Genomic DNA, 23,632 nt, shown 5'->3' on the forward strand with positions numbered 1-23,632 from the left:
CGTCGTCAGGCGGACTCTTTAGAAGTCGGCTGTGACAGCAAACACCACGGTGCGCGGCGCGCCGGCATAGACGCCGCCTCCGGTGACGCCGTTGACAAAGGTGATGTCGGTCAGGTTGTTCACCGTCACCGAGGCCTCGAAGCCCTTCAGGGCCGGAGAGACCGCACCCAACGAGGCGCCGAAGCTGGCGTTGACCAGGGTGTAGGCCGGCGCCGTCTGGTTGCCGGCGAAGTCGATGAACCGGTCGCCGACCCGCTTGGCCGACAGGCCCGCGCGCCAGTAGCCGCCGTCGTAATCGACCGAGGCCACATACATGGTCTTGGGCGAACCGAAGACCTGGCCGCCGTCCTTGATGCCGGCCGCAGCATCCAGCGCGTCGCTGCCCGTCGTCGAATAGGTGGCGTCGTTGTAGGTGTAGGAGCCCGAGACCTTCCAGCCGTTATCAAAGTCATAGGCGACCAGACCTTCGACGCCCCGGCTCTTGATGCCGCCCAGGTTGACATAGGTGCCGTCACGTTCGTCCAGATAGCCGCCGTCGCCGCCGCCCACGCCGTTCGGAACGAAGGTGATGCGGTCGTCGAACTTGATGTCATAGACGGTCAGCGAGCCCTGCAGTTGCCCGCGACGGATCCGGGCGCCGACCTCGATGTTGCGGGCGGTTTCCGGCTTGAGCGCGGCCGTCTCGACCGGGTTGCTGCTCAGGCGGCCGACGCTGATGGCGTTGAAGTTGCGCGACCAGCCGGTGAACAGTTCGACGCCGTTGTCGAGATTCCACGAGGCGCCGAAGCTCCATTGCGGTTCAGAATCGGCGTTCAGCTTGGTGACGGTCTGATCGCCGATCGGCTGGGCCCGCTCATAGTCGATGAAGAACTGCTTCACCCCGGCGCGGACGGCGAAGGGGCCGTATCGCAGCACGTCCTCGACATAATACATCACCTCGTCGGTGGTGTTCTGGGTGGCGTACTGCACCCAGTAGGGATCGCCCTCATAGGCATCGCCCAGCAGCGGATTGAGGATGCGGTGCCAGTCGCGGGTGGAATCGGCGCTGTAGTGTTCCAGCCACAGACCCGCGCGCAGCGTGTTGTTGAAATCGCCGAATTCGCGGTCCCAGGCGGCGTCGGCGGTCATGCCGTAGCGCTTGTTGCGATAGTGGGTGTGGCGATACGAGCTGACCGGGGTGACGGCCCCGTCGTAGCAGGCGGGATCCGCCGCGGCCCGCATGCCCAGACGACCGACGCAGCCCGAGCGCGGCGTAACATAACGGCCCTGGGCGTCGACATAATAGATGAAGTTGGTCGACGAGCCGTTGCGGTCCTCAGTCAGGGACGATCCGCCGTAGAAGACCTTGCCGGGAGTGAGTTCCGATTCCGGCGCGCCAGCGCCGTCGGCGACCAGGTTGATGATATAGGGCGGGGCGAAGTCGCCCTGGCCGCGCATTGAATGATAATAGCCCGTAGCCTGGACCTTGACCTCGCCAAATCGGCGCTCGCCGCGCAGATAGGTGAAGATGTTCTCGCGGTGTGCGCGTGAAACGTCCCGGGCTCTCTGATCGAAGTACGGAATGCCGGTCCAGCCCGGCAGCAGCGGGTCGCGGCGGGGGTTGTTGTTGAAGGAGGCCAGAGACTGGGAATCGTATTCCGCCTCGTTGACCTTGTCCCATGACAGGAAGCCTGTCAGGTCGAAGCCGCCCTGTTTGGACACGACCTTGGCCGTGGCGTGGTCGCGGGTGGTCGGGGTGGCGTCATCGACCCAGTCGTTGTGGCGCGACGAGGAAGCGCTGACAAAGGCGAAGGTGTCGGGCAGGAACTCGCCCGTGTCGAACCGGCCGTAGAAGCGTTTGGCGCTCTGGTCGCCTATGGCCGCGCTCAGGCGGATGCGCTGGTCCTTCAGCGGATCGCTGGACAGGAAGTTCAGCGTGCCGCCCAGGGCCTCGTTCGAGCGCGAGCCGATGTCGGCCGTGCCCTGGCTGACCTCGACCGTGCCCAGGTCTTCCATGTCGAAATAACGGTTGGCGCGCGAACCGCCGCCGTAGCTCGAGCCGCCGTTCGGCAGGCCGTCGATGGTCGTGCCGATCTGCTGGGCGCCCATGCCCGAATTGAAGCCGCGCATGGTGATGGCGGTGTGGAAGTCGGCCGAACCGAAGAAGTCCGCCTCGGTCACGTGAACGCCAGGCAGTTCGTTGACCACCTCGTTGACGCTGGCCATCGGGGCCTGGCGGTGGATCATCTCTTGCGACACCGCGACCGCAGCATAGGTCTTGGCCTGGCCGGTGACGACGATTTCGCCGACCTCGGTCGCCGTATTGGTCTGCTGGGTCTCGCTCTGCGCCCAGGCCGCGTTCGCCGCGAGGGCCATCACGCCTGCAGCCGCCCCCGTCATCCAGATCTTCATGACACCCTCCAAGATCAAGCGGGCTCGCCCCCGTCGGGCTGGCATCCACTGGTCAAAGGGCGATATCCCCCAGCAACGCAACAGAACCACAACACTTCCACTTCAAAACCACAAAATATGTGAGATTTTGACCAGCTTGCCGATTTTACACACACCAGGATCCGAACTGATGCATTTTCGAGACGAAATTCGGCGTCAGTCGCGTCTCATGTGGCGTCAGCCACAAAAATCGGTCATCAAAAGCAAGGAAGATCACATCTTTCTGACCGACCGGTTGGCGGAGGCGTCAGAATCGACCACGGGTGGAGCGCGCGGGATGAAATACAGTCGCCAGGACAAGATACTGAAGGCGCTGGGGGCGGCCAAGACCTGTTCCATCTCGGACCTGGCTCAGACCCTGGATGTGTCGGAAGAGACGATCCGTCGCGACGTCCGCGCTCTGGAAGAGGCTGGCAAGGTGCACAAGCTGCACGGCGCGGTCCGCCTGCCCGACAATGTGTTCGAATCCCCCTTTGACGCCCGGGTCAACGAGCGGACCGAGGCCAAACAGGCCATCGCCGCCGCCGCCGCGCTCCTGGTGCCCGAACACGCCTCCATCTTCATCGACAGCGGCAGCACCTCGCTTCACGTCGCCCAGGCCCTGCGTGGCCATCGCCAGTTGTCGGTGGTGACAAACGCCCTGGACGTGGCCCGGGTCCTGGCTTCGATCAACAACAACCGGGTCTTCTTCACCGGCGGCGAGATCGACCAGGATTACCGCGCCGCCTTCGACGCCCAGGCCCACGACTTCGTCGGCCGCTTCTCGCCGGATCTGGCCATACTGTCGATCGGCGCGCTGGACCTCGAACACGGCATGATGGACTTCCATCTGGGCGAGGCCTCGATCAAGCAGAAGGTCATCCGCTCGACCCGCAAGATCATGGTCGTCGCCGACGAGAGCAAGTTCGGCCGTCGCGGCCTGATCCACACCTGCCGCTATGACGCCGTCGACATCCTGGTCACCGACATCGCCCCGCCGGACGAGTTCGCGGCCGCCCTGATGCAGTCTCACGTCGTCGTCGCCGGTTGAGGCCGGAAGCTGCAACTGACAGCGCCCCTAGGCTCAGGGCTCATAGCCAGAAGAGCACGTTAGCGGCGACGGCAATGGCGGACAGGAAGACGGTCGGACAGCGATCATAGCTCGTGGCGACGCGCCGCCAGTCTTTGAGCCTGCCGAACATGATTTGGCTACGCCGACCTTCGGTTCGATGCGATTGCGTCGTTTGTATCGGCGCTTGTCGTAACGGATGGGCTCGGTCAGGGATTTGCGGTCAGGGATGCATGGGTTGATCTCCCTGGCCTACAAGGCGGCGGCGCCGTTGTAGTCGCTGACCCGCTATCATTAACAGACTGATGGGCCTTACGTTCCCATCGGTTACCGCGGGCAGCTTGGTGTTCATGCCGCCCTCGGTGCGCCCGATCAGCCGCCCAAGCCCCCTTTTTTTACCGGCAAGCTCGAAGCCGTGCTGTGCCCCGTCAGATGGGTCACATCTGACGTGACCCCCTGAAACTCCTCCAAGAATAGCTAGAGTCCGCCCAACGAAGGACGGACAGAATGAAGCGATCAAGGTTCACGGAAGAGCAGATCATCGGGATTCTGCGGGAGCAGGAAGCCGGTGTGACGACGGCGGAGGTGTGTCGGCGTCACGGGGTCAGTTCGGCGACCTTTTACAAATGGAAGGCCAAGTTCGGCGGGCTCGATGTGTCGGAGGCTCGGCGGCTGAAGGCGCTCGAAGATGAGAACGTCCGGCTGAAGCGGATGCTGGCGGACGCGATGCTGGACAACGTGGCGCTGAAGGACCTGCTGGGAAAAAAGTGGTGACGCCCGCCGGCTATCGCGAGGCGGCTGGTCATCTGCAGGTTGCCTACGAGATGAGCGAGCGGCGGGCGTGCCGTGTGCTGGGTGTTGATCGGACGAGCGTGCGCTATCAGGCGACGCGCCCGGACGACGGCGCCCTGCGCGACCGGCTGAAGGCCTTGGCCCAGGAACGTCGACGGTTCGGCTATCGCCGCCTTCACGTCCTGCTGCGGCGCGAGGGTCAAGGCGCAGCTACGGTCATGTGTTCGGCCTGTTGATGCAGGGGCTTGCGTGCTGGCCCTGATGTCGTCCGTTGACCGGGTATCCCATCTCCACTGAGCGCTTTGATGCGTCGACAATTTCCGGAGTGTCCTGGTCGTCGGTTCCGATCCGGATCTTATCGTATCATCTCATTGTCCTGGCCAAGGTCGTTTCGTCGCTGGCTTCAGGGCAGGGTGGATTCAGTTCGGAACATCTCCCCCCTTCGCATGATCGCCCAGCCGTCCGATTCGGCCCTCTCACTGGATTTACGTCCGACGCCCGTCATGGTCGGAGGAGCGCCCGTCATCCAGTTGACGCTGACGCCAAGCGCGGCGCGCGGGCTGCACTATGCAGATGCCACCGAGGATCTTCGCTTGAGCTATGTTAAACGCCTGCGGGGACTGCCCTGCGAGGGTTATGTGGTGATGACACGCTTGACGAGTCCGGACCACTACGAAGCGACCTACCTGCGGCTCCTGGGCGCCGTTATCCGCCGCCGGCTAATGGCGGCCGAGAGTCGCTTCGCGCCTTTTAACCGTGGCCAGCAGTTGCACCGGGGAAACCGTCCGTTCGAACCGTCGCTCCCCGAGGTTAACCGACGTCGGTTTGGCGTCCAACCGCTCGTGAACGCGCCGCATCAGGGACGGAAGATCGGGGATCGCTGCCCGCGACGGTGGGCCTCGCCAAACAGTCGATCAACACGCTGGAGGAAGGCGTCTAGCTTATCTCCGGACGAAACCTCCAGCCCCATCTTATCTTCCCACCCGGATTTCGCGTCCTGCGCGGCCATGCCGAGGCCGCTTGGGCGGCCGCGACCCAAGCGGCCTCAACCGGGTCAGAGAAAGGGCATCCTGCGGACGTCGCGACTTAAGTCGTCAGTTCCGAACCAGTTATGGCCTACCGGCTAAACGCAACCAGTAGACACCGGCCTGACGCCAAAACCCAATTGCCCAGCCATCAGCGCCGCAGATAGAACTCAACAGGGACCACAAGCTCGATCCTCTCTCCGGCGATATCGGCGGGCGGGCGCGGCAGAGGCTGGGCGCGTCGGGGCAGTTCAAGAGCCTCTCGGTCGAGGGCGGAGATGCCGGAACTGCGTTCCAGCCGGGCCTCCAGCACCCTTCCCTGTCGATCCATCGCAATACGGATATAGGGCACGCCCTGCTGGCGTCGGATCTCGGCGGCGGCTGGATAGCGTTTGACCTTGTCCAGACTGGCGAGGACCTGGCCGCGCCAATCCGCTGTTCCAGCCGAGCTCGATGCAGCCGGGGGTGTCGGGCGAGACGCGGGGGCGCTGGTCTGAGGAGCGGGAACGGCGGCCGGACGCCGCGTCGGCTCGGGCCGAGGCTCGGGCAGGGCCACTTCGGGTTGGATCGCCGGGGCGACCGGGGGCGCTGGGGTGTCAGGCGTTACCGGACGCGCTGCCTCGGCCCTGACCTGACGCGGACCGGGCGGCTGTTCGGACGGCGGCAACGGCGGGGCGGCCGACGGGGCCATGTCGATCAGGATCGCTGGTTCGGGCGGCGGTGTCGGCAGGATCGGCCCCAACCACCAGGCGACGACCAGCAAAGGCGTAGCGTGCGCGACCAGAACGGCGGCGAGCGCGCCCAACCAGCGTCTGGCGTCATCCCGCTTGTCATCCAGCGTCACGACGCCGTTTCCCCCTCCAGACCGACCAGAGCCACCTTCAGATAGCCGGCGTCGCGCAGCCGGTTCAGGGTCTGCATCAGAGTGTCGTAATCGACGGTCTTGTCTGCGCGGAGGAACAGTCTCTGATCGCGATCTCCGCCCGTCCGGGCATCGAGACCCGCCGCCAGTTGCGCCGACGGCATGAGTTCGTTTTCCACGGCCACGGCGCCGTCCGCCCGGACGGTTACGAACACGGGCTTGTCCGGCCGGGGTGTCGGCGCAGCCGTCGAGGCGGGCAGATCAACCTTCACATCCACCGTGGCTAGAGGTGCGGCGACCATGAAGATGATCAGCAGCACCAGCATCACATCGATGAAGGGGGTGACGTTGATCTCATGCGACTCCGCCAGATCTTCCTCGTCGCCATGCGAGAGTTTGAAGCCCATGGTTCAGCCCCGTACGCCGCGCGACAGGTCCCGGGAAACAAGCCGGAGCACAGCGGCCGAGGTATCGCCCACCAGGGCCCGATAGGCGGCGGTTCGGCGGGCGAAATGATTGTAGATCACCACCGCGGGAATGGCCGCGACAAGACCGACAGCCGTCGCCAGAAGCGCCTCGGCGATGCCGGGAGCCACCACGGCCAGGTTGGTGGTCTGGGCTGCGGCGATGCCGATAAAGCTGTTCATGATTCCCCAGACGGTGCCAAACAGCCCCACGAACGGCGCCGTCGCCCCGATGGTGGCCAGAACGCCCGTGCCCCGGATCATTCGTCGACCAAGAGCCGCCTCTATGCGGTTGAAGCGCGAGGCGATCCGTTCCTTGACACCCTCTGCATCCGACAGGGCGTCGGAAGATAGCTCCAGTTCGGCCAGGGCGGCGCGGATCAGGGGCGAGGCCGCCGCCTCATCGTCGCTTGCCGCGTCCGCCAGGGTGCGCGCCGCGTCGACGGCCTCGAACACCCGCTTCTGGGCGGCGGTGCGGCTGCGCAGTTCCAGCGACTTGGCCAACAGCACGGTCCAGGTTGCGATCGACGCCAACATCAGGCCGACGATCACGGCCTTCACCACCATGTCGGCAGCCAGGAACATGCCCCACGGCGACAGGTCATGAGGCGGCAGCAGAGCGGACGCTTCTCCAGCCCGGGCAGGAGCAGCCAGCAGAAGCGGCGGCGTGAAGGCGGCTAGGACGCGAAGCACGCGGAAATGGAATGAGGAGATCATGCAGGATTCTCGGGTGGCGGGGGCGCGGGCGGAACGGGACGTGAGACGATGAAGGCGGCGCAGGCGACCAGCAGGACGCCGACCAGAACACCCAGCCAGAACGGAGGGTGGACGGTCAGTTCGAAGATCAGGAAACCGGCCGCCATCCCGCCCACCGCCATGACCTTGGCCCTGCGCGGGACGGCACGGTGAGTTCGCCAGGCCCGCAGACTTGGGCCGAAGCGCGGGTGCTCCAGCAACCAGGCCTCCAGACGCGTCGAGGACCGGGCGAAACAGCCGGCGGCCAGGATCAGAAAGATGGTCGTCGGCATCAAGGGCAACAGGGCCCCGACGAGACCAAGCCCTGTGAAGACCAAGCCGAGCAGGAGCCAGGGCCATCGCCCAAGCCCTTTCGATGCAGGACCCGTCGGCGGCGTCAGGAGAAGACATCCTTCACCAGACCATGGACCCGTTCGAAGGCGGCGTTGGCGCCGGCGATCATCCTGCCCTCTTCTTCGGGCGTCAGATCCAGGCCGTCGAGCGCGCCGGTGAACTGCCGCCAGTGATTGGCCCGGCCGTCCGGATGTCCGGCCAGGTGGCGGGCGCCGAGGCTGTCCGACAGACCCAGTTTCAGCGCCATCTTGAACAGGAAGGCGGCGCCCAGATTGGAGCCTTCGGCGACATAGAGCCAGCCGAGGGCAGTCGGCAGATCGGTCTGGTTCGACAGACGAGGCGCTTCGTCAGAGGCGGGAATCGTCAGGCCCAGGTCCATCATATCCTGCTCGATCTGGGCCAGTCGACGCCGCTCCGCCAGATCGGGAATAAGCGCCGTCAACCGCTCGTCGTCATACAGGGCGTCGATGTCGCGATGAAACGGCTGCTGCACGGCCAGGAACAGGCCGTACCGCTCCCGGTTTTCGAAAGGCCTGCCCGCCATGATCGCCTTGTCCAGGCGATCATGGGTGTTGTGGGTCGCCGTCTTCAGGGTGCGGGAACGGGTCAGGGTCGCGGCGTCAGTCATGGTCATTGCCCTAGAAGCGATAGGTCAGTCCGAAGCGAAGCGTATGGGTGCTGGCGTCGTTTCTCGCCCGGCGCCCGACAATCTTGTCTGACGTCCCGGGCTCCGTGATATAGACAAAGTAGTCCCCGGTCTCCGGATTGATGTCGATCTCACCGGTCACAGGATTATAGTAGAAGTCGGAGCCCACCTGATAGGCTTTACCAATACCGGCCCTAGCGTCTTCGAAGACAAAGTCCTTTTCACCGAAATCCGTATAGAGATATTCACCACGCAGGGACCAGCGATTGCTCAGTGCGAATTCTAGGCCGCCGCCCAATGTCCAACCGTTTCTGACGCGCTTCTCGACTTCGACGAAAAAGGGGTTGGTGAAAGTGCCATAGCGGTTGTTGGCGGTCAGATTCATATAGGACGCGGTATCCCTGTATTGGGTCCGCCTCTGAGCCTCGCTCATCCAGGCAGGGCCGCCGGCGACATAGACCAAGGCTCGCCCGACGGCGTAGCCGATCCGCGCCCGCAGCGCGGCCGTCCAGTCGAACTCATATACGGTCCCGGCTTGTATCCGCGCCTCGTCGGGGTACGCATTCGTTCCGTCGGGAAAACGGATCATCTGGACCTCCGTCGAGATGGCGTACTGGTTGGTCTTGGGCTGTCCCCAGGACCCGTCCGCCTCGACGCCGACGACCCAGCGGCCGAACTGCCGATCATAGCCCGCCAGGAGACCGATCCGGGCGTCATCGGCGCGAATGTCGGCCGATTCGCTGGCGGCGATCGCGTTCGCCGTTCCGTCACCCCATGTCGTCTCGCCCTGGCTCTGCAGCCACTCATGACCACCGACCACGCCCAGCCTGAATCCGGACCAGTCCCCGTCGAACTCGCCCCAGGCCGCGCCGGAGTCCAGAACATCCGCGACGGAGCGGGCACGGCGCGACAGGGAATCCCGCTGAGGAGGTCCGCCGAAACGACTGGTCAAGGACAGTCTAAAGGTGCGGCCCGGCGACGGCATCAGGCCCAGAGTCAGGGCGTCCATGTAATATTGGTCGGTGACGTTATCGACGGCGAAGTCCAGGCTCAGGTTGTCGTTGATACGATAGGCGGCCCACAGATCCACAAGATCGTACGGCTGCCAGTCGATGACGGTGAGCGAGCTCGCGAATGTCAGAATCGTCGCCTCACGATCTCCGACGTGGTTATACCGCGCGCCCAAGGTCAGGCGCTCGTCCAGCAGTCGCGCGCCGACGGTAAGGGACGCCGCCTCTTTGGGCGGAATATGCGCGGGGCTATACCCGTTCGTGGTGTTGCTTTCCGAGCAGAGCCCGTCCTTGTCGCAGAACTGGGTATGGGTATAGAGGGTGGCGCCCAGTTCACCGAAGAAACGGCCCGTGTCGTAGCGGGCGCTCAACTCCAGACCCTGGAACTCGGCCCGGTCGATGTTGTAGATGCTGAGGCCGCCGCGGGTCAGATAGTCGTCGATGTGGTTCGAGAAGACCGAAATCTTGGTCTGGAGCACGTCTCCGGCAAGGAAGGCGGAATCCTTCTGGTAGTTGACCCCGAACTCGATGTTCCGGGCGTGCTCGGGACGCAGATCGACGTTGGGCATGGCGTACAGACTGAAGCCCGTCGTGGCTTCGAACAGGCTGGCCGGGCGGATGGCCTCTGAGTATCGGGCATAGACCTGCAACCCGGGCGCCACCTCGGCCAGGGCCGACAGCATCGGGGCGACCCCGTCGCTCTCTTCGTGGTTATAGCCCGTGACGTCGCCGACGCTGGTCAGTCTGTTATCCTGCGACTCCGCCTTGGTGTATCGCAGCGCGCCGTTCAGGGTCAGCCAGTCCCAGGGCTTCACCTCGCCGGCGATGAAGGCGCTGTATTCATCGCGCCAGCCGTCGCGAGGTTCGACGAACGCCGTATATCCGGAGTTGTTCTTGTAGTTTTCCCAGCCGTCCGGCGCCGAGAGTTCCTCACGGGTGTAGGAAACGCCGTAGTTCAGCTTGAGATCGCCCAAGGGCGTATCGAGCGACGAGGTGTTCGACAGATTCAGGCCCCAGCGGTCCGACTGGCTCATATAGGCCGCGTCCTGCGGCACGGTGGTCCAGGAATAGCGATACAGGGTCTCGATGCGGGTGTAGTTCTGGGTCGCCCAGGCGTCGGCGCGCAGGTCGATCAGACGACTGTCTTGGGGCTTGTAGCGATACCGCGCCGTATAGGTGTCGACCTCCGTGCGGCTCAACGGCGCCTGAAGCGCCCCGCCGAAGCGGATGATCTGCGACGGCATCATCTCGCCGAAGTCGCTCTCATAGCGCATGTAGGCTAGGTCCAGCGCCTGTTCGTCGGTCGGACGGATGATCGCGCGCAACAGGTAGGAGACGTTGTCCTGGGAAGTGCTGAGCACCTCCTCGCCGAAATTGTAGCGTTGCAGGACATTGCCCAGCGCGCCCGTTCCGCCCGGCGGTATGATCCCGTGCTCGCCGCCGAAATAGTTGCCCAGTTTGCGATGGGCATAGGCCGCAACCAGATCGAACCTCTCGAAACGGCCGCCGACCGCCAGGCTCACGCTCTTGCCGTCGCTGAAGTCCAGGGCGTCCGGACGGTCGAAGCGCTCGGGCGCGCCAGTCCCCGTTCCCGGCGTGGCGACGGGCGGCGGCGCCACGGTGTTTCCAGTCACACCGACCCGCGCCTGCATGCCGAAACGACCACCTCGCGCGACCAGATCATTGATGCCGATGGTGCTGACCCGCACCACGCCGCCGGTCGCCCCGACCCCGTCCGCGGCGGCGCTCGGCCCCTTTTCGATGACGACGTCGCCCAGCAGATCAGGATCCAGATAGGTGCGCCCCGCCACGCCGGAATAGCCGCGATAGACGGTGGATTGCTGGAGCGCGCCGTCGATCACCACTGGAACCCGGTCCATGCCCTGCATGCCGCGGATATTGACGTCCAGGGCGCCGGAGTTGCGGTTGTCACCGTTGAGGACGCCGGGCGTGCCGCTCAGGAAGTCGCCCGTCGAGACGCCGCGGTTCCGCTGGATCCTGTCCTGCGAAATATAGGCGCTGGATCCAGCCGTTCGATACGGACGATCCTCGCCCTCCGGACCAGCCTGCGCCCCTGCGCCAACGGTCCCGGCCTGTTCGTCCGCGCCCTGGACCCGCACCGTTCCCAGCAGGATCGCGTCTCCCGAAACCTGTGGCGCCCGCTCCAGAGTGACCACATTGCCGTTCAGGCGGTAGGTGAAGCCCGTACCTTCTAACAGACGTCCCAGCGCCTGCATCGGCCCCGCGTTCGACGAGATGCCGGGCGACGACACGCCCCGGATCGCAGCCGCGTCGACGCTGACCTGAAGGCCCGACTGCCGGCCGAAGTCGGTCAGCGCGGCCCCCAGGGACTGAGCGGGGATGTTGAAGTCACGTGCAGCGACGGCGGCGTTCGTCTGGGCCGCCGCGGGCGCGGCCACGGCGAGGACACCGATCATGGCCGTGCTCGCCATGAGCATCCCGCCCAAGGCGCCGATACGGCGGCCGCTAAGAATGCCTTCGTTTGAAACTGTCACGCCCCGCGCTCCATTATTCGGATCACAATGCAAATGCCACGCAACTGCATCGCCTACACGTCAAGGACGAACGAGGCCGGCCGTGTTTCGGAAGAAATCCGTTCTTTTTGGAAGCCGGCGGGATCAGTCGAAAGAAATCGTCATGATCCAGGGCGAGATGCGCCGCACCGAGGCGCCATTGGCGCGCGACAGGGCGGTCAGTGCGCCGACCGGATCGTTCAGGTCATAAACCCCCGTGACGCGATCCGAATTGAGGCGATGGCCCCGCGCCAGGATCACCCCGCCGTACCAGGGCCGCAGCGCGTCGACGACCTCGGCGACGGGCCTGCCTTCCACGATCAGTTGCTTGCGGCGCCAGGCCGCGACATTCTCGGGATCGGTTGCAAACGGCTGCAGATCTCCCGTGGGGCCCAGATGGACCCCCTCGCCCGCTGTCAGTTCACGACTGGCTCCTGTCTCTGCCTGAACGCGCACCCTGCCGTGCCGAACTCCGACCAAAGGCTGGTCGGAAGCCGAACGCACCTCGAAGCCGGTGCCGAGGACCGTCGTCTTGAGGCGCGAGGACGATACTGTGAATGGACGATCCGGATTGCGCGCGACTTCAAAATAGGCGTCGCCACGAAGCAGGCGGACCCGGCGCGTCTCGCCCTCGAAGTCGACCGACACCGCGCTGCGCGGCGCCAGGGTCAGGACGCTGCCGTCCTGAAGCTGGACGGTGCAGAGTTGGTGAACGCCGCTCATGTAGTCGGAACGGATGCTGAGAACGGCGTCCGGCGCGACCGCCACGGCGACCATCGCCGCGATCGAGGCGGCGACGGCTGCAACCGCTGTCCGACGGGTGAGCCTGGGACCAATCTGGCGGCCCCGGGCTGTCGCGTTTCTTCGACGCTGGAAAACCATCCCCAAGGTTCGCGCTGGCGCGGCCCCCGCCTGCTCCAGGGCCACAGTCATGGTCTGCGAGACGCGCCCCAGCTCGGCCCAGGCCGAAGCGTTGGCCGGCGCGGCGACAATCCAAGCCTCGAACGCCTCATAGACTTCGGCATCCTCGGCCTCACGAAGGCGGAGGAGCCAGTCGGTCGCCTCTTGGTCGGCTCCGCGGCGAACTTCAGCGTCAAGGCTCATCGGACAGTCCCGGGGCCCGAGGGCATAGCGCGCAGTCCAAGGAGATTGCGCTTTAGAGAAAAGACGTATGGACGTCGTGGTTTTTCCCCCATGGCTGTCATTTTTCCGAATGCTCCCGCAAAGCCGCACGGCAGCGCTCGACACCCTCAACGACGAGTTGGTGTGCGGTCGTTACGGACACGCCAAGACTCTCGGCGATGTCCTTGAGGCGCGCGCCATCCAATCGGTGCATGGCGACAGCCGTCCGCATCCGATGCGGCATCTCCGACATAACGGTCATTACCCGGCGCAGTGCGTCGCGTGAAACGGCGGCGGCTTCTGGTCCAGGGACAGGTTCCGGCGCCGTGGCCAGAGATAGCTCATCACCAACGAACCGCCTCTGTTCGAAGCTGCGCCGACGAAGCCTGTCCAAGGCCAGATTGCGCACTGTCCGGTAAAGGTAGGCTTCGGGACGATCCGCGCCCGCTAGACCTTCCGAACCTTGCAATCGAATCCACGCGTCCTGCACGACATCTTCCGCGGCCCCGGGATCGCGCAGGATGACGGCGACATATTCGACAAGCCCGGATCGGTGATCTTGAAACAGTCGCAGGAGATCGGAAGAGGCTGGCAAATCGGCCACCTTCCGTGGGCGAAGACGCAATGATCCCGGCTAGATGAGACCCAATCGCATCTATGGCAAGAGCGTTACCGTGAGGGACTAAGCCGCATTCGAACTGCCGGTCTGATTTCTGACAATGACGCTCAGGCGCGAAAAGATATGTCTGTTCGCTGTCGGCATTCGTCATCGCCAGATATGTGGAACAGGCAGAGATACGACCCCTAGGCTCAGGAATCATAGCCATAAGAGTACGATAGCGGCCAAGGCGATGGAGGACAGAAAGACGGTGGGGCAGATCGTAGCGGGTGGCGATGCGCCGCCAGTCCTGCAGCCTGCGGAACATGATTTCGATGCGGTTGCGCTGCTTGTAGCGGCGCTTGTCGTAGCGGATGGATCGCTTCGGGTTTTGCGGCCTGGGATGCCGGTCGTGATCACCTTGGCCTGCAAGGCGTCCCTGAACCAGTCTGCGTCATAGCCCCTGTCGCCGAACAGCCATTGCGCCTTGGGCAGACTGTCCAGCAGGGCGGCGGCGCCGGTGTAGTCGCCAACCTGACCCGCTGTCATGAACAGGCTGATCGGCCGTCCGTTGGCATCGGTCACAGCGTGGAGTTTGGTGTTCATCCCGCCTTTCGTGCCACCGATCAGTCGCCCGAGGCCCTTTTTTACCGCTAGGCTCGAAGCCGTGCGGTGCGCCTTTAGGTAGGTCCCGTCGATCATCACAGTGCGACGCTCGGTCTTAGCGCCACACAGCCCTTCCATCATTCGAACGAACACGCCTGCCTCGCTCCACCGCTTCCAGCGATTGTAGAGCGTTTTGTGCGGCCCGTAGGCCGTCGGCGCATCCCGCCAGCGCAGGCCGTTGCGGTTCACGAAGATGATCCCGCTCAACAGCCGGCGGTCATCCACTCTGGGCCTGCCGTGGCTCTTGGGGAAGGAAGGTTCCAGCCGAGCCATCTGCTCGTCTGTAAGCCAATATAGGTCGCTCATATCCAGACTCCTCAGGAGCCTGAATCAGATCGCGCACCTCACATCAATGGGTCCTGAGCCTAGAGGTTTCGATGCAGAGCAAGAGGAGTTGCTAGGGTGCGTGGCGGACAGAGAGGGATTCGAACCCTCGGTAGGCTTTCACCTACACACGCTTTCCAAGCGTGCGCGATCGACCACTCCGCCACCTGTCCGTTTCACGCCAGCTCGTGCGCGCCGCCGGAGGTCGATCCGGCGGGAGGCGGGCCTGATAGAACACCCTCGCCCCCTCGGCAAGCGCCTCTCGCATCCCCATATGAGATCAAAGCCATTTTCCGATGAGGGACCCGCCCATGCTGTTCAAGAAAAGCGCCGAACTTCCCACGCCCGAGACCGCCCTGCCCGGCCGCGCCGAGCCACTGGCCACCGACGCCAACCATGTGGTCAACGGCCATCCGCTGAAAGGCCCCTATCCCGAAGGTTTCCAGACGGCGATTTTCGGCATGGGCTGTTTCTGGGGCGTGGAGCGCATTTTCTGGCAGCTGCCGGGCGTGTGGGTGACCTCGGCCGGCTATTCAGGCGGGATCACGCCCAATCCGACCTATGAGGAGACCTGCACGGGCCGCACCGGTCATACGGAGGTGGTCAAGGTGGTGTTCGATCCGGCCGTCATCACCTATGCTGAACTGCTGAAGGCCTTTTGGGAGAATCACGACCCGACCCAAGGCATGCGCCAGGGCAACGACGTCGGCACCACCTATCGCTCGGCCATCTATACGCTGAACGCCGAACAGCAGGCCGAGGCGCAATCCTCGCGCGACGCCTACCAGGGCGCCCTGACGAAGGCCGGGCGCGGGGCCATCACCACCGAGATCGAACCGACCGGCGACTATTTCTACGCCGAGGGCTATCATCAGGGCTATCTGGCCAAGAACCCGGCCGGATACTGCGGCATCGGCGGGACGGGCGTGGTCTGCCCCATCGGCGTGGGCGTGGACGCCTGATCCATCCGATGCGGCCGCCGGGTTTCGTCCGGCGGCCGACCGGCTTATGAGCGACGAAACCGTGGGAGCCATCATGTCCGCCTTCGTCCATCCCGACGATATCCGCAGCCGGTTCTCGGCCGCCCTGTCAGCCCTGTACCGGGCCGAGGTGCCGCAGTACGGCGATCTGCTGACGCTGGTGGCGGACATCAATGCGACCGTGCTGAAAGCCGATGCGGCGGGCGCCGACCGGCTGGCGGCCTCGGGCGAACTGGCCCGGCTGTCGGAGGAACGCCACGGCGCCATCCGCGTCGGCACGGCGGACGAACTGGCGACTATCGCCCGCGCCTTCGCGGTCATGGGGATGGCGCCGGTCAGCTATTACAATCTGGCGCCGGCGGGGGTGCCGGTGCATTCCACCGCCTTCCGGCCGGTCGATCCGGCGGCCTTGGCGCGCAATCCGTTTCGGGTCTTCTGCTCGCTGTTGCGGCTGGAGCTTATCGAGGACGAAGCCTTGCGGGCCGAAGCCGGCGAGACCCTGGCCCGGCGCGACATCTTCACCCCCGGAGCGCGCGCGCTGATCGAGACGGCCGAGCGCGAGGGCGGGCTGGACACCGATCAGGCCGACCGCTTCGTCGCCGAACTGCTGGAGACCTTCCGCTGGCACGCTGAGGCGACGGTCAGCGCGACGACCTATGAACGGCTGGTCGCGGCGCACCGGCTGATCGCCGACGTGGTCAGTTTCAAGGGGCCGCACATCAACCATCTGACGCCGCGCACCCTGGACATCGACGCCGCCCAGGCCGCCATGCCCGCGCGCGGCATCGCGCCCAAGGAAACCATCGAGGGGCCGCCCGCCCGCGCCTGCCCCATCCTGCTGCGCCAGACCAGTTTCAAGGCCCTGCAGGAGGCGATCACCTTCCCCGGCGCCGACGGCCCCACGGCCGGCGCCCACACCGCCCGCTTCGGCGAGATCGAGCAACGCGGCTGCGCCCTGACGCCCTCCGGCCGCGCCCTGTACGATCAGGCCCTGGCGACCAGGGACTTCTCCGCCCTGCCCGACGACTGGGATGGGTTGCGCCGAGGCGAACTGGCCTGGTTCCGTTATCGTCCGACGCCGCAGGGGCTGGCGACACGGGTCGAAACCGCCGACCTGGACGCCCTGATCGCCCAAGGCTGCGTCGTCGCCGAGCCGATCACCTACGAGGACTTCCTGCCCGTCAGCGCGGCCGGCATCTTCCAGTCCAACCTGGGCGCCGAGGCCCGCCAGATCGCCTATGACGTCGATCCCGCCCGCGCCGCTTTCGAAACCGCCCTGGGTCGCCCGGTCCAGGACGAGATGACCCTGTACCGCGCAGAACAAGACGCCAGTATCGCCGCCACCCTGAAGGCGTTGGGGCTCGGGCAGGACTGATTTTCTGACGCCCGGCAGGCGCGTGATGATCCAATCGATCATTTGGCGCACGAAGCCGCGATGGCGATGACCCTGCCCACTGCACCTTGCGCCAGGGGATTTCGCTGCAGGCGGGCGAGATGACATTTGGAGAACCGGCGCACCCTATGTCGGACTATAGGGCCGCCGCGCTGTAGCGCGCCCAAGAAGCTCGCTTGAACCCCGCCCCGTCCCGCTCTAAGCCAAGGGGACAACAGGAGCATATCATGCTGGCGCTCGGCATTATCTTCGGCTTCATCGCCGTCATCGCGGCTTTCAATGTGTTCGAGTTCGGTCGGGTTGACTGAGGCCGTCGCCAGTCCGGGGCGGGGCGTCGCCCTGGTCACGGGTGGGGCGCGCAGGATCGGACGGGCCATTTGTCTGAGGCTGGCGCGGGCCGGGTTCGATGTGGCGATCCACCATCATGCGTCGGGCGACGAGGCGCGGGGCCTGGCCGAGGAGATCGCGGGCCTGGGGCGGCGCGCCTGTCTGTTGCAGGCCGACCTGGCGGACGAAGCGCGGGTGCGCGGGCTGATCCCGGCGGCGGCCGAGGCGCTGGGGCCGGTGACGGTTCTGGTCAACAACGCCTCGGTGTTTCGGGACGACCGGATCGGCGGGCTGACGCGCGAAAGCTGGGACGCCCATATCGAGACCAATCTGCGGGCGCCGCTGGTGCTGGCCGAGGCGTTCGCGGCCCAGGCTGTCGAAGGCGCCATCGTCAATCTGCTGGACCAGAAGGTGCTGAAGCCGGACCCGCGCTTCTTCTCCTACAGCCTTTCGCGCAACGGGCTGTGGTGGGCGACCCAGACCCTGGCCCAGGCCCTGGCGCCGGGCATCCGCGTCAACGGCGTGGGGCCGGGGCCGACCCTGCCGTCCATCCATCAGACGCCAGAGGAATTCGCCGCCGAGGCGCGCGCCACCCTGCTGGAAACCCCCGGTAGCCCGGAAGCGGTGGCCGAGGCGGTGCTGTGGCTGATTGACGCCCGGATGGTCACGGGCCAGATGATCGCCGTCGACGGGGGCCAGCATCTGGCCTGGCGCACCCCCGACATCCAGGAGTAGGCCGCGTGGTCCAGTCGTCGCAGGTTTCGCCGTTCCCGGCGCCCGAGCCGGTGCGGTTCGAACGGCTGAGCGTCTTCGTGCGCGGGCTGGAGGTTGAGGCGGGCATCGGGGTCTATGACCACGAACACGGGCGGTTGCAGCGGCTGGTGATCGATGTGACGCTGGAGCTGGAGCCGCGCCCCATCGAGCGGCTGGGCGACACCATCGACTATGAGACTGTGGCCAATGCGGCGCGCGCCATCGCCGAGGCGGGGCATGTGGGCCTGGTGGAGACCTTCGCCGAACGTCTGGCGCGCGCCTGTCTGGAGGACGCACGGGTGCGGCGGGCCACGGTGCGGATCGAAAAGCCGGGCGCCCTGACGGCCGTCGCGGCGCCGGGCTGCGAGATCGTGCTGGGGCGCTAGAGGCGAAGGCCGGTTGCTTCGCGCCGCATCGACCGCCATTGTCGCCCCGATCAGTTCAGCCGGGCGTCCGGCGTGAGAGAAGCGTTGTTCATGGCCGAGCCCGGCGATCCCAAGACCCCTGCCGAAGCGCAGGACGAGACCGATCACGACGCGCACGTCGGCTTCGTCTCGCCCGCCTCTCTGGCCGGGCGGGCGCGCGCAGCGGAGCCAGTCGCGGCGCCGGAACCCGACGACGAGCCGGACCTGTTCGATCCGCCCCTGCCGCCCGAACGTCTGTCGCCCCAGCGCCTCCCACCCGAGCCTGGACCGTTCGACCGCAGCGAGGGGGTGCAGCCCGTCGCCCGTTTCGCCCCCCATTCGCCGCCGCGCGCCGCCGCGCCCCACGCCGCCGTGCGCGAACAGATGCGGGCCGAGACGTCGCGCGCGCCTGACCGCGTTCCGGGACCGGCCGCGCCCATGCGGCTGTATGCGGTCTATGTGCTGATCCTGCTGGCGGTGCCGACGCTGGGCGCCTCGTGCCTGCTGGCGCTGTTGGCGGTGATGCGGCGCGACACGGCGACCGATGCGCTGGAAACCAGCCATGCCCAGTATCAGAGGCGGACGGTGTTCGGCGCCATCGCGACGGCCCTGATCGGCGCCGGGCTGGTGGTGGTCAATATCGGGGTGATCGTCCTGTTCGCCGTCGCGATCTGGATTCTGGCGCGCGGCGCCTATGGGGTGCTGAAACTGAAGAGCGGCCAAGCCGTTCCCCGGCCCCGCAGCTGGCTGTTCTAGACCCAGGATCACCATGACCGACGCCCCCGATTTCTCCACCGGCCGCGAGCCGGAAGGCAAGGTCGGCGCCCTGGTCGCCTGGGCGCTGTTCATCCTGTCGATCCCCAGCGCCAACGTGCTGGTGCTGATCGGCCTGGTCGTGTCCTATGTCACGCGCGGCACGGCGACGGGCGTGGCGCGCCAGCATGTCGACGCGCAGATCGCCCTGTTCTGGTCGGTGTTCTGGTGGACCATCGCGGCCTGGGTGGGCGTGTTCGTCAGTATTCCCCTGATGGCGATCGGGATCGGGGTCGTCACCCTCTTCGTGTTCGGTCTGGCGCTTCTGGCGCTTTCGATCTGGTTCACGGTCAAGAGCGTGCTGGGACTGATCAATCTGGTGCAGAACCGGCCGATCTGAGGGGCCTGGGAACGCGGCGGCCCGGTCGATGGTTGATGCTTCAAAACAGGAGCGACGCATGACCGACGGTCAGGGACAGTTGATCGACAAGGCGGACGAGAACCGCTTTGAACAGGCCTTCAAGAGCGATGGCGGCGATGGCCAGGTCTGGGCCGATTACGCCGTGCGCGGCGATGCCCGAATGATCCTGCACGTCGAGGCGGATCAGACCCTGCGTGGATCGGGCGCGGCGGGGCGGTTCATGCAGGCCCTGGCCGAACATGCCCGCGAGACGGGGATCAAGCTGTATCCGCAATGCAGCTATGCCGTGGCCTGGCACAAACGGCATCCCGATTACGACGACGTGCTGGCGTAAGTCGGCTTCACGAAGCCCGTCATCCCCGCCCGCGCGGCGAGGATGACGGGACGGCAGGCAGGCGCGTTCCCTACCCGCCCGAATAGCCGCCGATGATCGGCAGGATTTCGCCGGTGATGTAGCTGGACATCTGGGGCGAGGCCAGGAAGACGTAGGCGGGGGCGATCTCCTCGGGCTGGGCCGGGCGTTTCATCACCGTCTGTGCGCCGAACTCGGACACGGTTTCGGCGTCCTTGTCGGCGGGGTTCAGCGGGGTCCAGACCGGGCCGGGAGCCACCACGTTCACGCGGATGCCGCGCGGCGCCAGATGCGTGCCCAGCGAGCGTGCATAGGCGTGGATGCCGCCCTTGGTCAGCGAATAGTCCAGCAGATCCTTGTTGCCCTGAAGCCCGGTGACCGAGCCGGTCATGACGATGGCGCCGCCGTTCCGCATATGGGGGACTGCGGCCTTGGTCATGTTGAAATAGCCATAGAGGTTGGTCTTCAGCGTGCGGTCGAAATGCTCGTAGGTCAGGTCCTCGAACGCGCTGACGTGTTCCTGGAAGGCGGCGTTGGGCACCAGGACATCGAGGCGGCCGAAGGCGTCCAGCGTGGCCCTGACCGCCGCCTCGGCGAAGGCGGGGTCGGAGACGTCGCCCTTCAGCACCACGGCGCGGCGACCCTCAGCCTCGACGGCGGTCTTGGTGGTTTCGGCGTCGGCGTCTTCGTCCAGATGGCAGATGACGACGTCGCAGCCTTCGCGCGCGAACAGGACGGCGACCGAGCGGCCGATGCCGGAATCGGCGCCGGTGATCAGGGCGGCGAACCCGTCCAGCTTGCCGGAGCCCTTCCAGAAGGGCGCGTCATAGAGGGGCGCGGGATCGAGCGCCGCCTCGTCGCCCGGCTTGGTCTGATGCTGTTTGGGAAAGGGCGGTTCGGGATAGAGGCGGGCCCCGGCCTGGACCGCGCCGGACGAGGCGGCGTCGCCCGACCGGCCGTCCTTGGCGTCGATGTCGCGCTGGATGGCGCGTTCGTGGTCGGCGACGGCGTCGGCGCGGGCGGTGTCGGTCATCGAAGGCTTCCTGAAGGCTGAAGCCTTAGGAAGCGGTCGAGGGCGGCCGGCGTTCCCGGCCGACGCTCAGCTGACGCGATGGATGATGGTTCGGATGGTCTCGGCCCGGTTGGGCAGGTCGGTCGCCAGGCGCGAGGCGATCTCACGGGCGCCGACCGGATAGGCGTCGCCGCCGTCGGCGATGGCCTTGGCCTTGGCGGCGGCGGCCAGCAACAGCTTCTCCAGCGCTTCGATCTCTTCCAGCGCCAGGGCGTGGGCCTCGAGCTGGAGGCGTTTGACGCGGTCGGCGGTGGTCTCGGGCGCCTTCATCAAATCGTAGATTTCGGCCTCGGCAGCGACGAGCCGCAGGTCGGGCTTGGCGTCGGAACCGTTCGACTTGGCCATGGAATCACATCTCCTCGGAAAGGTCAGAAGGCGAAGGTGATGCCAAGTCGCCTCCGCGTCGAGCTTGACCGTAACGGTTGTGGCGACACTGTGGCCGCCACGCATCGGTGAAAACCCTTACAGCTCCGGCGCGCGGGCCGGGACCATGGCGGGGGCGGCGACGGGGGCCAGGACGCTGCCGGCGACCGCGCGCAGCGGCGAACGCGGCGTGTGCAGCACGGCCGGCGAAACGCTGACGCCGTCCTGAACCGGCGTGACCAGGAAGCCTTTCCTGGCCAGGGCGTCGCCCGAACGGACGCGCGAGGTCCAGACCGCGATCGGGGCGGCCAGCAGCAGCGGCAGGACGATCGGGGCGAACCAGGTGGCCAGGTCGGGGCGGACGGCCAGCGGGATCAGGAAGCCCACGCCGGCGATCATCTGCCAGCGCATGGCGCGCAGGGCGTCGGACCAGGCCAGGCCGTCGGCCTCGCGCTGCTGGGTCGACCAGCCGGTGTCGTGGCCCGAAACGATCTGGAGGAAGGCCTTGGTGTTGGCGACCATCAGGATGGGGGCCAGGATGGCGGACAGGGCGATCTCGGCCGCCATGCCCTTGGCGATGGCGCGGCGGCCGCCGAAGGCGCGCAGCTCGGCCGGGCGGCTGAGGACCAGGGCCGCGCCCATGAACTTGGGCCCGATCAGCAGGATGCCCGACAGGAAGGAGGCCAGCATGAAGGGCGTGAACTGCGGGTTCAGGATGTAGAAGAAGCTGGACCAGTCGACCGGATAGAACATCTGGATGAACAGGCCGACCATCAGCGACGCCAGCCACAGCGGCGACGACAGATAGGCCATGCAGCCCATCAGCAGTTGAAGGCGGCTCATCGGCGACAGACCCTTGGCCGTGATCAGGCCCAGGTGCTGCAGATTGCCCTGGAACCAGCGGTGGTCGCGGCGGATGAAGTCGGTGATCGAGGGCGGGGTCTCTTCCCACGAGCCGTCCAGCGAGGCGGTGACGTGGACGGCCCAGCCGGCGCGGCGCATCAGGGCCGCCTCCACGACGTCATGGCTCATGATATGGCCGCCGAAGGGCTTCCTGCCCTTCAGGTGCGGAAGGCCGCAGCAGGCGGCGAAGGCGCGCGTGCGGATGATGGCGTTGTGGCCCCAGTAGCTGGATTCCGAACCCGTCCAGTAGGCCAGGCCAGCGGCGGCGACGCGGCCGTACAGGCGCACCGAATACTGAGACACGCGTGCGAAGATGGTGCGGGCCTTGATGATGACCGGAGCGGTCTGGATCAGTCCGACGCCGGGATTGCGCTCCATGGCGTCGACCATGCGCAGCAGGGTTTCGCCGGCCATGGTGCTGTCGGCGTCCAGCACGATCATGTTCTCATAGGCGCCGCCGAAACGACGGACCCATTCGGCCAGATTGCCGGCCTTGCGCTCGGCGTTGTCGGTGCGGCGGCGATAGAAGGCCTTGGAATTGGCGGTCAGGCGGAACGACTGGAACACCGAACGCTCGTCGGCGGCGGCGTCTTCCTTGGTCGAATCGCTGAGGACGAAGATGTCGAAGGCCGAGGCGGCGCCCAGGCGGGCCAGGGACTGGTCGATCATGGCCAGACGGGCGAAGGAGGCGCGGGCGTCCTCGTTATACAGCGGCATCAACAGGGCCGTGCGGGTGCGCGGCATGGCCGGATGGGGCGAGAAGGCCAGATCCTGCTGATCCTTGCCGCGCAGCATGACGAACAGGCCCATCAGGCCGCTGACGAACCAGCAGGAGATGGCGGTGATCAGCACCATGAACAGGCCGAAGGCCAGGACCTCGGTCCCGTCCCAGCCCTTGCGGGCATACAGATAGAAGGGGGCGATGGCGGACAGGCCCGTCATGACGATGGTGCCGGCCAAGAGGGCCAGGCGGCGCAAGGCCACCGTGCGCGGCGAGGTCGCGGGCGTCAGTTCGGCCACGGCGTCGGGCGCCGCCAGCGACTGCACCGGCATGGCCAGACGCGCCTCGTCCGGCAGCCACGACCAGGACGGCGTTTGCGCGCCGTGGATCGTCGTCTCGATTTCAGCCTGTTCGACAGGCCGGATCGCCAGCTTGTTCATGCCGCTCTGGTCGCCCCCGAGTGAACCGGATGTCGTCCCGAGGGCTGGGGGCGACGCGGAGTGCTGCACTGCAACACGCCCTGCATAATCGATCACATTCGCGCGAGTTTCAATCACGCAATGTTGATGAAACCGAAAAT

General features: G+C 66.0%; 21 protein-coding genes, 1 tRNA gene and 3 pseudogenes. 10 read left to right on the forward strand and 15 right to left on the reverse strand.

The window, feature by feature from the left end:
* Positions 1 to 18 precede the first annotated feature (18 nt).
* A complete protein-coding gene (locus P0Y50_00520) occupies positions 19 to 2,391 on the reverse strand; it encodes a TonB-dependent receptor (GenBank protein WEK40122.1) in 2,373 nt (790 codons plus the stop codon).
* A gap of 316 nt (positions 2,392 to 2,707) precedes the next feature.
* On the opposite strand from P0Y50_00520, the gene P0Y50_00525 reads away from it, so the two are divergent.
* Complete coding sequence (locus P0Y50_00525; protein WEK40123.1) at positions 2,708 to 3,460, forward strand: DeoR/GlpR family DNA-binding transcription regulator; 753 nt, start codon at positions 2,708 to 2,710, stop codon at positions 3,458 to 3,460.
* Positions 3,461 to 3,500: 40 nt separating this feature from the next.
* Here the strand turns inward: P0Y50_00525 and P0Y50_00530 are convergent.
* Positions 3,501 to 3,922 (reverse strand): annotated as a pseudogene (locus P0Y50_00530) (IS5/IS1182 family transposase).
* 63 nt (positions 3,923 to 3,985) lie between these two features.
* Here P0Y50_00530 and P0Y50_00535 point away from each other — a divergent pair.
* Positions 3,986 to 4,470 (forward strand): annotated as a pseudogene (locus P0Y50_00535) (transposase).
* A gap of 976 nt (positions 4,471 to 5,446) precedes the next feature.
* On the opposite strand, the gene P0Y50_00540 reads toward P0Y50_00535, so the two are convergent.
* The 10 genes and pseudogenes from P0Y50_00540 to P0Y50_00585 form a co-directional block, all read right to left on the reverse strand.
* Entirely contained in the window at positions 5,447 to 6,139 is a 693-nt protein-coding gene (locus P0Y50_00540) for an energy transducer TonB (protein WEK40124.1), read from the reverse strand.
* On the reverse strand, positions 6,136 to 6,564 hold the full coding sequence (exbD, locus tag P0Y50_00545) for a TonB system transport protein ExbD (GenBank protein WEK40125.1): 429 nt from the start codon (positions 6,562 to 6,564) through the stop codon (positions 6,136 to 6,138). Before exbD ends, P0Y50_00540 begins: the two co-directional genes overlap by 4 nt.
* Positions 6,565 to 6,567: 3 nt before the next feature.
* Positions 6,568 to 7,338, reverse strand: coding sequence for a tonB-system energizer ExbB (exbB, locus tag P0Y50_00550; GenBank protein ID WEK40126.1), 771 nt, complete (start codon positions 7,336 to 7,338; stop codon positions 6,568 to 6,570).
* A complete protein-coding gene (locus tag P0Y50_00555; protein WEK41502.1) occupies positions 7,335 to 7,757 on the reverse strand; it encodes a YbaN family protein in 423 nt (140 codons plus the stop codon). Before P0Y50_00555 ends, exbB begins: the two co-directional genes overlap by 4 nt.
* Positions 7,754 to 8,338 carry a biliverdin-producing heme oxygenase gene (locus P0Y50_00560; GenBank protein WEK40127.1) on the reverse strand — a complete coding sequence of 195 codons (585 nt, stop codon included), beginning with the start codon at positions 8,336 to 8,338 and terminating at the stop codon, positions 7,754 to 7,756. Before P0Y50_00560 ends, P0Y50_00555 begins: the two co-directional genes overlap by 4 nt.
* A gap of 10 nt (positions 8,339 to 8,348) precedes the next feature.
* Positions 8,349 to 11,882 (reverse strand): TonB-dependent receptor, encoded by a 3,534-nt coding sequence (locus tag P0Y50_00565; GenBank protein ID WEK40128.1) that lies wholly within the window; start codon positions 11,880 to 11,882, stop codon positions 8,349 to 8,351.
* A gap of 123 nt (positions 11,883 to 12,005) precedes the next feature.
* The gene (locus tag P0Y50_00570; GenBank protein WEK40129.1) at positions 12,006 to 13,004 is read right to left on the reverse strand and encodes a FecR domain-containing protein; all 999 of its coding nucleotides are present in this window, start codon (positions 13,002 to 13,004) and stop codon (positions 12,006 to 12,008) included.
* Between the two features lie 97 nt (positions 13,005 to 13,101).
* On the reverse strand, positions 13,102 to 13,626 hold the full coding sequence (locus tag P0Y50_00575) for a sigma-70 family RNA polymerase sigma factor (GenBank protein ID WEK40130.1): 525 nt from the start codon (positions 13,624 to 13,626) through the stop codon (positions 13,102 to 13,104).
* 213 nt (positions 13,627 to 13,839) lie between these two features.
* Positions 13,840 to 14,592, reverse strand: a pseudogene (locus P0Y50_00580) (IS5 family transposase).
* A 101-nt stretch (positions 14,593 to 14,693) separates the two neighbouring features.
* Positions 14,694 to 14,783 (reverse strand) — tRNA-Ser (locus tag P0Y50_00585).
* Between the two features lie 138 nt (positions 14,784 to 14,921).
* Between P0Y50_00585 and msrA the strand changes: the two genes are divergently transcribed.
* The 8 genes from msrA to P0Y50_00625 all read left to right on the forward strand — a co-directional run bounded on the left by msrA (position 14,922) and on the right by P0Y50_00625 (position 19,975).
* Positions 14,922 to 15,572 (forward strand): peptide-methionine (S)-S-oxide reductase MsrA, encoded by a 651-nt coding sequence (gene msrA / locus P0Y50_00590; protein WEK40131.1) that lies wholly within the window; start codon positions 14,922 to 14,924, stop codon positions 15,570 to 15,572.
* Between the two features lie 46 nt (positions 15,573 to 15,618).
* The gene (locus P0Y50_00595) at positions 15,619 to 16,965 is read left to right on the forward strand and encodes a VOC family protein (GenBank protein ID WEK40132.1); all 1,347 of its coding nucleotides are present in this window, start codon (positions 15,619 to 15,621) and stop codon (positions 16,963 to 16,965) included.
* A 194-nt stretch (positions 16,966 to 17,159) separates the two neighbouring features.
* Entirely contained in the window at positions 17,160 to 17,291 is a 132-nt protein-coding gene (locus tag P0Y50_00600; protein WEK40133.1) for a hypothetical protein, read from the forward strand.
* Positions 17,284 to 18,045 (forward strand): SDR family oxidoreductase, encoded by a 762-nt coding sequence (locus tag P0Y50_00605; protein WEK40134.1) that lies wholly within the window; start codon positions 17,284 to 17,286, stop codon positions 18,043 to 18,045. Before P0Y50_00600 ends, P0Y50_00605 begins: the two co-directional genes overlap by 8 nt.
* Before the next feature lie 5 nt (positions 18,046 to 18,050).
* Entirely contained in the window at positions 18,051 to 18,449 is a 399-nt protein-coding gene (folB, locus tag P0Y50_00610; protein ID WEK40135.1) for a dihydroneopterin aldolase, read from the forward strand.
* A gap of 90 nt (positions 18,450 to 18,539) precedes the next feature.
* The gene (locus P0Y50_00615) at positions 18,540 to 19,223 is read left to right on the forward strand and encodes a hypothetical protein (protein ID WEK40136.1); all 684 of its coding nucleotides are present in this window, start codon (positions 18,540 to 18,542) and stop codon (positions 19,221 to 19,223) included.
* A 13-nt stretch (positions 19,224 to 19,236) separates the two neighbouring features.
* The gene (locus tag P0Y50_00620; GenBank protein WEK40137.1) at positions 19,237 to 19,620 is read left to right on the forward strand and encodes a hypothetical protein; all 384 of its coding nucleotides are present in this window, start codon (positions 19,237 to 19,239) and stop codon (positions 19,618 to 19,620) included.
* A gap of 58 nt (positions 19,621 to 19,678) precedes the next feature.
* Complete coding sequence (locus P0Y50_00625) at positions 19,679 to 19,975, forward strand: GNAT family N-acetyltransferase (GenBank protein WEK40138.1); 297 nt, start codon at positions 19,679 to 19,681, stop codon at positions 19,973 to 19,975.
* Positions 19,976 to 20,045: 70 nt separating this feature from the next.
* On the opposite strand, the gene P0Y50_00630 is transcribed toward P0Y50_00625, so the two are convergent.
* From P0Y50_00630 to mdoH, 3 genes are all read right to left on the reverse strand, one after another.
* Positions 20,046 to 21,026, reverse strand: coding sequence for an SDR family oxidoreductase (locus P0Y50_00630; GenBank protein WEK40139.1), 981 nt, complete (start codon positions 21,024 to 21,026; stop codon positions 20,046 to 20,048).
* A 66-nt stretch (positions 21,027 to 21,092) separates the two neighbouring features.
* Positions 21,093 to 21,410, reverse strand: a complete 318-nt coding sequence (locus tag P0Y50_00635; GenBank protein WEK40140.1) for a hypothetical protein — start codon at positions 21,408 to 21,410, stop codon at positions 21,093 to 21,095.
* A gap of 117 nt (positions 21,411 to 21,527) precedes the next feature.
* Positions 21,528 to 23,492 carry a glucans biosynthesis glucosyltransferase MdoH gene (gene mdoH / locus P0Y50_00640; protein WEK40141.1) on the reverse strand — a complete coding sequence of 655 codons (1,965 nt, stop codon included), beginning with the start codon at positions 23,490 to 23,492 and terminating at the stop codon, positions 21,528 to 21,530.
* Positions 23,493 to 23,632: the final 140 nt, after the last annotated feature.

Source organism: Candidatus Brevundimonas colombiensis (genome assembly GCA_029202665.1).
GTDB classification, from domain to species: domain Bacteria; phylum Pseudomonadota; class Alphaproteobacteria; order Caulobacterales; family Caulobacteraceae; genus Brevundimonas; species Brevundimonas colombiensis.

What these genes read in the sequence shown, in the direction of transcription:
- P0Y50_00560 (WEK40127.1), bottom strand. Translation starts at nt 8,338, where the DNA reads ATGACTGACGCCGCGACCCTGACCCGTTCCCGCACCCTGAAGACGGCG.
- P0Y50_00570 (WEK40129.1), bottom strand. Translation starts at nt 13,004, where the DNA reads ATGAGCCTTGACGCTGAAGTTCGCCGCGGAGCCGACCAAGAGGCGACC.
- P0Y50_00635 (WEK40140.1), bottom strand. Translation starts at nt 21,410, where the DNA reads ATGGCCAAGTCGAACGGTTCCGACGCCAAGCCCGACCTGCGGCTCGTC.
- P0Y50_00615 (WEK40136.1), top strand. Translation starts at nt 18,540, where the DNA reads ATGGCCGAGCCCGGCGATCCCAAGACCCCTGCCGAAGCGCAGGACGAG.
- P0Y50_00525 (WEK40123.1), top strand. Translation starts at nt 2,708, where the DNA reads ATGAAATACAGTCGCCAGGACAAGATACTGAAGGCGCTGGGGGCGGCC.
- exbB (WEK40126.1), bottom strand. Translation starts at nt 7,338, where the DNA reads ATGATCTCCTCATTCCATTTCCGCGTGCTTCGCGTCCTAGCCGCCTTC.
- P0Y50_00630 (WEK40139.1), bottom strand. Translation starts at nt 21,026, where the DNA reads ATGACCGACACCGCCCGCGCCGACGCCGTCGCCGACCACGAACGCGCC.
- P0Y50_00620 (WEK40137.1), top strand. Translation starts at nt 19,237, where the DNA reads ATGACCGACGCCCCCGATTTCTCCACCGGCCGCGAGCCGGAAGGCAAG.
- P0Y50_00625 (WEK40138.1), top strand. Translation starts at nt 19,679, where the DNA reads ATGACCGACGGTCAGGGACAGTTGATCGACAAGGCGGACGAGAACCGC.
- msrA (WEK40131.1), top strand. Translation starts at nt 14,922, where the DNA reads ATGCTGTTCAAGAAAAGCGCCGAACTTCCCACGCCCGAGACCGCCCTG.
- P0Y50_00520 (WEK40122.1), bottom strand. Translation starts at nt 2,391, where the DNA reads ATGAAGATCTGGATGACGGGGGCGGCTGCAGGCGTGATGGCCCTCGCG.
- P0Y50_00595 (WEK40132.1), top strand. Translation starts at nt 15,619, where the DNA reads ATGAGCGACGAAACCGTGGGAGCCATCATGTCCGCCTTCGTCCATCCC.
- mdoH (WEK40141.1), bottom strand. Translation starts at nt 23,492, where the DNA reads ATGAACAAGCTGGCGATCCGGCCTGTCGAACAGGCTGAAATCGAGACG.
- exbD (WEK40125.1), bottom strand. Translation starts at nt 6,564, where the DNA reads ATGGGCTTCAAACTCTCGCATGGCGACGAGGAAGATCTGGCGGAGTCG.